A 6,508-nucleotide genomic window follows, 5' to 3' on the forward strand; every position below is an offset into this window, starting at 1 on the left:
GTCCACCGGGGGAGCGGGCCGCTTCGGGTCCGGGTCCCGACCAGGGCCCCGATCCGGGTCCCCGCCTAGAGGCCGCCGCGCAGCCCCTCCGCCAACGGCCCCACCAGCGGCAGGTCCTTCAGCGCCCCGCCGCTGGTCAGCGGGTCGGTCAGGGCGGTCGTGGAGAGCGGCTTGAAGTCGGCGACCTGCGTCTCCAGCCCGTTGGTCAGCGGGTCGGTGCCCGTACCGGCCAGCGGGTCGAGCCGCAGATGCGTCACCGGGGCGATGCCGTACTTGAGTGCCACCCCGAGCGCGCCGGTGGTCGCGCCCAGGGCCGCGTCGGCGTCCGTACCGAGGCCGGAGCCGCTCTCGGTGCCCACGGCCGGCACGGGGGCGGGCGTCGCCGCCTGGGCCGCCGCACCCCCCGCGCCTAGCGCGGCGCCCACCGCCGTGACGGTCAGACCTGCCCTCAGCAGGGCGCGACGACGGGACCTGGAAAGTGCGTGACGTGCCATGGAATTCCCACCTGATCGAGACGATCGAGTAATCACCTGAGTGCGTAGAGTAAGTGAGGTGTGATGCTGGATACCAACACAGGCACCGGGGGATCCCCTGCCCGGGTCAATGCCTCACACTCGTGTTCTGTGAATGCCCAACCGACCCCGACCCGCGTGGTGCTGCTCGCCGGCCCTTCCGGCTCCGGCAAGTCATCCCTCGCCGCCCGTACCGACCTGCCGGTGCTGCGCCTGGACGACTTCTACAAGGAGGGCGACGACCCCACGCTGCCGCTCGTCCCCGACAGCACGGACATCGACTGGGACTCCGCGCAGTCCTGGGACTCGGACGCGGCGGTGTCCGCGATCGTGGACCTGTGCCGTACGGGGCGCACGGACGTCCCGGTCTACGACATCTCCACCAGCTCCCGGACCGGCCGGGAGACCCTGCACATCGACCGCACGCCGCTGTTCGTCGCCGAGGGGATATTCGCGGCGGACATCGTCGAGCGGTGCCAGGAGCTGGGCGTGCTCGCCGACGCGCTCTGTCTGCGCGGCCGCCCGACGACGACGTTCCGCCGCCGCCTGATGCGGGATCTACGCGAGGGCCGCAAGTCGGTGCCGTTCCTGCTGAGGCGCGGGTGGCGGCTGATGCGGGCGGAGCGGCGGATCGTGGCCAGGCAGGCGGCGCTGGGCGCGTACCCGTGCGACAAGGAAGAAGCCCTGGGGCGGCTCGCCGCGGCGGCGGCCGGACGCTGCCGACGGGCCTCCGCGACCCGGGAATCGGCGTAGTGGCGTAGCGACGGGACGGTGCGCGGCCCCCGGGCCGCGCACATGCGTGCCTGCCGACGCGCCGGCATACCGGTGCGCCGACAGGCCGACGGGGTCGGACAGGCCCCCCAGCCCGTCCGACCCCGCTGCTTTTCCCCGTACTCCGCCGCCTCCCCCGAAGCGGCGTCCCCCGTGGTTCCCCCCTGTTCCCCCGTTTCCCCCGTTTCCCCCCAGCCTCAGGCCACCAGCTCGCCGAAGGACTCCTCCTGGTCACGGCCGAAGCTGAGGACCTCGTCCTCGCGCAGCCGGCGGAGCGACCGCCAGATGCTCGACTTCACCGTGCCGACACTGATGTCGAGGATGGACGCGATCTCCGGGTCGGTGCGGCCCTCGTAGTACCGCAGGACCAGCATCGTGCGCTGGAGTTCGGGCAGTCGCGCCAGCGCCTGCCAGAGCACGGCGCGCAGTTCCGTGCCGCGCATCGCGTCCGTGTCGCCCGCCGTCTCCGGCAGCTCCTCGGTCGGGTACTCGTTCAGCTTGCGCCTGCGCCAGGCGCTGATGTGCAGGTTCGTCATGGTGCGGCGCAGATAGCCGCCGACCGCGGCCTTGTCGCTGATCCGGTCCCAGGCCCGGTACGTCGAGAACAGCGCGCTCTGCAGCAGGTCCTCGGCCTCGAACCGGTCACCGGTCAGGTGGTAGGCGGTCGCGTACAGGGAGGCACGGCGCTCCCGGACGTAGGCCGTGAACGCCGCTTCGGCGTCCTCGGCCCGCGCCGGGGCCGTCCGCTCCCCCGAGCCCTCCCCGTACGCGCCGCCTCCGTCGTTCCCCCCGGTCTCCCCCCGGTTTCCCCCCGCAGGAGCGTCGATCACCGTCATGTACGACGTGTGCTGACGCCCGGTGCCGCGCACGCACCCCCGCACGCCCGCGGCACCGGACTTCTCGGCGCTCCTGCCGACATCGTGGAGACGCGTGACAACTGCGCTTGCGGTGATGCTGTGAGTTGCGTTCATCTCGCGCCCCCTATCGGTGGAGTCCGTCCGTTCCTGTGCCAATGAGCTTGGCCCGGCAGTTTCATGACGCTGTCCGCCGACTGTCACAGAGCTGTCACAGGCACCCCCGCACCCGTATCCGGGACGCGGGTGACGCGTGGGAAGACGCACGAGTAAGGGCCAACTGTCGAACTGGGGCTCTGCCATGGGTCAGAATGACCAGCGTGCCTTTCCTGTTGCTGATCGAGGACGACGACGCCATCCGCACGGCCCTCGAACTCTCGCTGTCACGCCAGGGCCACCGTGTGGCCACCGCGGCGACGGGAGAGGACGGCCTGAAACTGCTGCGCGAGCAGCGGCCGGACCTGATCGTGCTGGATGTGATGCTGCCCGGTATCGACGGTTTCGAGGTGTGCCGGCGCATCCGCCGCACCGACCAACTGCCGATCATCCTGCTGACCGCGCGCAGCGACGACATCGACGTCGTGGTCGGACTGGAGTCCGGCGCCGACGACTACGTGGTCAAACCCGTGCAGGGCCGGGTGCTCGACGCCCGGATCCGCGCGGTACTGCGCCGCGGCGAGCGCGAGTCCACCGACTCCGCGGCGTTCGGGAACGTGGTGATCGACCGTTCCGCGATGACCGTGACGAAGAACGGGGAGGACCTCCAGCTCACGCCGACCGAGCTGCGCCTCCTGCTGGAGCTGAGCCGCAGGCCGGGCCAGGCGCTGTCCCGGCAGCAGCTGCTGCGGCTGGTCTGGGAGCACGACTACCTCGGTGACTCCCGGCTGGTGGACGCGTGTGTGCAGCGGCTGCGCGCCAAGGTGGAGGACGTGCCGTCCTCCCCGACGCTGATCCGTACCGTCCGGGGTGTGGGCTACCGGCTGGACTCGCCCCAGTGACCGCTGCCCCCATACGGAGACTTCTCACCGGGCTCCGCTGGACGAGCCTGCGGCTGCGGCTGGCCGTGGTGTTCGGTCTGGTGGCGCTGACCGCCGCGGTGTCCGCGTCGGGAATCGCGTACTGGCTGAACCGCGAGGCGGTGCTGACCCGTACGCAGGACTCCGCGCTCGGGGACTTCCGCCAGGAGATGCAGAGCCGGGCGGCCACGCTGCCGATCCGCCCCACCCGGGACGACCTGCAGAACGCCGCCGTGCAGATGGCGAGCAGCTCGCCGGGGTACAGCGTGCTGCTGGTCGACGAACGCGACACCGGCAAGCCGATCGTCGGCAACTCCGACCTGGACACCTTCACGCTCGACAACGTGCCGCCCTCGCTCCAGAAGGCGGTGGGCAAGAAGCAGCCGGTGGGCTCGGGCAACAAGTACGAGTACCACCTGTTCTGGCAGCGCACCAGCATCAACGGCACCCCGTACCTGGTGGGCGGCACGAGGATCATCGGCGGGGGACCGACCGGCTACATGCTGAAGTCGCTGGACCAGGAGCGGCAGGACCTCAACTCGCTCGCCTGGTCCCTGGGCATCGCCACCGCACTGGCCCTGATCGGTTCGGCGCTGCTCGCGCAGGCGGCGGCGACCACCGTGCTGCGCCCGGTGCGACGGCTCGGCGACGCCGCCCGCAAGCTCGGCGAGGGCAAGCTCGACACCCGGCTCGTGGTGTCCGGCACGGACGAACTGGCCGATCTCTCCCGTACGTTCAACCGCACCGCGGGTTCGCTGGAGAAGCGGGTCGCGGACATGAGCGCGCGGGACGAGGCGAGCCGCCGGTTCGTCGCCGACATGTCGCACGAACTGCGCACCCCGCTCACCGCGCTGACCGCCGTCACCGAGGTGCTGGAGGACGAGGCGGACGGCCTCGACCCCATGATCGCGCCCGCGGTGCACCTGGTGGTCAGCGAGACCCGTCGGCTCAACGACCTGGTGGAGAACCTGATGGAGGTCACCCGCTTCGACGCGGGTACGGCCCGGCTGGTCCTCGACACGGTCGATGTCGCCGACCAGGTCACCGCCTGCATCGACGCCCGCGCCTGGCTGGACGCGGTGGACCTGGACGCCGAGCGCGGCATGATGGTCCGCCTCGACCCGCGCCGCCTCGACGTGATCCTGGCGAACCTGATCGGCAACGCGCTCAAGCACGGCGGCTCGCCGGTGCGGGTCGCGGTGCGGACGGAGGGCGAGGAGCTGGTCATCGAGGTCCGGGACCACGGTCCGGGCATCCCCGAGGACGTCCTGCCGCACGTATTCGACCGGTTCTACAAGGCGAGCGCCTCCCGGCCGCGTTCCGAAGGCAGCGGGCTCGGCCTGTCGATCGCCATGGAGAACGCGCACATCCACGGCGGCGACATCACGGCCGCCAACTCTCCGGACGGTGACGGCGCGGTGTTCGTGCTGCGGCTGCCGCGCGACGCCGAGCGGCTGACCCGTACCGCCGACGGGGACGACGCCGGGGACCGGGACGAGGGGGACGAGACCACATGACGGGCAGCAGCAACGGGCGCCGGGGGCGGCGCCGCGGGGCTCTCGCGCTGGCCGGGGTCCTGGCCGGGGCCGCACTGGTCACCGGCTGCGGGATCAGGTCCACCACGGTCCCGGTGGACGCCGGGGCCGCACCGTCCCAGGTGCCGTGCACCGTACCGGCGGACAGCGTCACCACGCAGTCGCTCCGGAGCGTGCCGGTGGAGATCTACCTGGTCTGCTCCTCGCAGCTGGTCACGGTGGACCGTGCGGTGTCCGCCGACGCGTCCGCACAGGACCGGGTCCCGTTGGCGCGGGCGCTCCTGGACGAGCTGCGCCGCGAGCCGGACGCCGAGGAACGCCGGGCCGGGTACGCCACGAGCGTCCCGAAGGGCCTGCGGATCGGCCCGGCCCGCCACGGCGACCGCAAGGACACCCTGCGGCTCAGCGAGCAGCCGGAGAACCTCCCGTCCGACGCGCTGGCCCAGATCGTGTGCACCTACGCGGAGAACGACACGCTCGCCCCGCGGGGCACGGTGGTGCTGGGCGGACCCGGGGGGTACCCGGCGCGGGGCTATCTGTGCACCTCGGAGATGAAGGCGCGCCCCAGCGCGGTCCCGAGCACGGTGACGGTCCCGGCCCCGGTGAACGGCACGGTGAACGGCGCTGAGACCGGTACGGGGACCGGCACGGGGCTGGTGCGGTGACCGGCTCGGGGATTGGTGCGGTGAGCGGTACGCGGCTGGTCCGGTGAGCGACGCCGGGCTGGTGCGGTGACCAGCTCCGGGCTGGTGCGGTGACCGGCTTCGGGGCCCGGGTTCTCGTTACCGTATCCGGACGTGCGGATCGAGAGGCGGCGGAACCGATTCCGCCGCCCGTCGCGTCTTGGGGGGCGTGCGTCAAGGTTCGGACGGTCAGACCGTCATCCGCTTCCGCGCGGCCGGAGTATGCCTGCTCCTCGCGCATCTGCTGCTGGTCGGGTGGCTGACCCTGCGCCCGCTGGACGTGCCCTGGGCGACCGCCTCGAATCTCCGACTCTTCGCCGGAATCCGGGCCGATCTGGCCCTCGGCCCGGTCGAGGCCGCCCGCCGGATCGGCGAGGGGCTGCTGCTCCTCGCCCCGCTGGGCGTCCTGCTGCCGATGGCCGGAGGCCGGCTCACCGTCTCCCCGTGGGCCTCGCTGGCCCGTACCGTCGCGGCGGGAACGCTGATCTCCACGCTCATCGAGCTGGCCCAGACCGGCGTGCCCGGCCAGGTCGTCGACGTCGACTCGCTGCTGCTGAACACCGTCGGCGTGGCCGGTGCCCATCTGCTCGTCGTCCCCATGTGCCGGGCGCGGCTGCGCCGCCGGAAGCAGGGACGGGTCGGAGCTCTCCCCCACCCCAGGGACGAGGCCGCTCAGGGTGCCACCCCGACGATTCCCAGGGTCGGAATCGCCCCGTAGAGCGACGCTTTGCCCCCCGTGTTCCGGAGACCATGGAGTCAATGGGAGCACGGCAGAACGGCTCCCCCGCAACGGATTCCGGCAACGGATTCCAGCAACGGTTTCGCGAAGGAGCCCACCATGGCCGGACTTGTACGCCCCCACGAGGGACGCATGATCGGCGGAGTGTGCGCGGCGCTGGCACGGCGCTTCGGCACCTCCGCGGGAACGATGCGCGTCATCTTCCTGGTCTCGTGCCTGCTGCCGGGGCCGCAGTTCCTGCTCTACCTGGCGCTGTGGCTGCTGTTCCCCGCGGAGGGCACGAAGCCGGCCACCGACTGGTGACCCCCTGACCCTCCGACGGGTCCCTCCGGCTGGTCCCTTCCGGTTGATCCGCCTTCCGACGCATACGCCCGTGGGGCGGCCACCAGGTCCTGGTG

Annotated in this window: 8 protein-coding genes; 6 read left to right on the top strand and 2 right to left on the bottom strand. The window is 71.9% G+C overall.

Annotated elements, in window-relative coordinates:
* Positions 1 to 65: 65 nt before the first annotated feature.
* Entirely contained in the window at positions 66 to 494 is a 429-nt protein-coding gene (locus ACFCV8_RS35010) for a hypothetical protein (RefSeq protein WP_376689557.1), read from the bottom strand.
* Between the two features lie 63 nt (positions 495 to 557).
* Between ACFCV8_RS35010 and ACFCV8_RS35015 the strand changes: the two genes are divergently transcribed.
* Positions 558 to 1,265, top strand: coding sequence for a uridine kinase (locus ACFCV8_RS35015; RefSeq protein ID WP_376689558.1), 708 nt, complete (start codon positions 558 to 560; stop codon positions 1,263 to 1,265).
* Positions 1,266 to 1,480: 215 nt separating this feature from the next.
* Here the strand turns inward: ACFCV8_RS35015 and ACFCV8_RS35020 are convergent, their stop codons facing one another.
* Positions 1,481 to 2,254: a SigE family RNA polymerase sigma factor gene (locus ACFCV8_RS35020; protein WP_376689559.1), complete on the bottom strand. Its 774-nt coding sequence runs from the start codon at positions 2,252 to 2,254 to the stop codon at positions 1,481 to 1,483.
* Between the two features lie 203 nt (positions 2,255 to 2,457).
* Between ACFCV8_RS35020 and afsQ1 the strand changes: the two genes are divergently transcribed.
* From afsQ1 to ACFCV8_RS35045, 5 genes are all read left to right on the top strand, one after another.
* The gene (afsQ1, locus tag ACFCV8_RS35025) at positions 2,458 to 3,135 is read left to right on the top strand and encodes a two-component system response regulator AfsQ1 (protein ID WP_198677140.1); all 678 of its coding nucleotides are present in this window, start codon (positions 2,458 to 2,460) and stop codon (positions 3,133 to 3,135) included.
* Positions 3,132 to 4,670: an ATP-binding protein gene (locus ACFCV8_RS35030; RefSeq protein WP_376689560.1), complete on the top strand. Its 1,539-nt coding sequence runs from the start codon at positions 3,132 to 3,134 to the stop codon at positions 4,668 to 4,670. The genes afsQ1 and ACFCV8_RS35030 overlap by 4 nt, the downstream gene beginning before the upstream one ends.
* Entirely contained in the window at positions 4,667 to 5,353 is a 687-nt protein-coding gene (locus ACFCV8_RS35035; protein ID WP_376689561.1) for a hypothetical protein, read from the top strand. Before ACFCV8_RS35030 ends, ACFCV8_RS35035 begins: the two co-directional genes overlap by 4 nt.
* 187 nt (positions 5,354 to 5,540) lie before the next feature.
* Entirely contained in the window at positions 5,541 to 6,089 is a 549-nt protein-coding gene (locus ACFCV8_RS35040; protein ID WP_376689562.1) for a VanZ family protein, read from the top strand.
* A gap of 120 nt (positions 6,090 to 6,209) precedes the next feature.
* A complete protein-coding gene (locus ACFCV8_RS35045; RefSeq protein ID WP_376689563.1) occupies positions 6,210 to 6,413 on the top strand; it encodes a PspC domain-containing protein in 204 nt (67 codons plus the stop codon).
* Positions 6,414 to 6,508: the final 95 nt, after the last annotated feature.

The organism is Streptomyces sp. NPDC056347 (assembly GCF_042262625.1).
Classification (GTDB): Bacteria; Actinomycetota; Actinomycetes; order Streptomycetales; family Streptomycetaceae; genus Streptomyces.

Bases quoted from the DNA above. Each gene is read 5' to 3' on its own strand.
- ACFCV8_RS35010 (WP_376689557.1), bottom strand. From the start codon at position 494: ATGGCACGTCACGCACTTTCCAGGTCCCGTCGTCGCGCCCTGCTGAGG.
- ACFCV8_RS35015 (WP_376689558.1), top strand. From the start codon at position 558: ATGCTGGATACCAACACAGGCACCGGGGGATCCCCTGCCCGGGTCAAT.
- ACFCV8_RS35020 (WP_376689559.1), bottom strand. From the start codon at position 2,254: ATGAACGCAACTCACAGCATCACCGCAAGCGCAGTTGTCACGCGTCTC.
- ACFCV8_RS35035 (WP_376689561.1), top strand. From the start codon at position 4,667: ATGACGGGCAGCAGCAACGGGCGCCGGGGGCGGCGCCGCGGGGCTCTC.
- ACFCV8_RS35045 (WP_376689563.1), top strand. From the start codon at position 6,210: ATGGCCGGACTTGTACGCCCCCACGAGGGACGCATGATCGGCGGAGTG.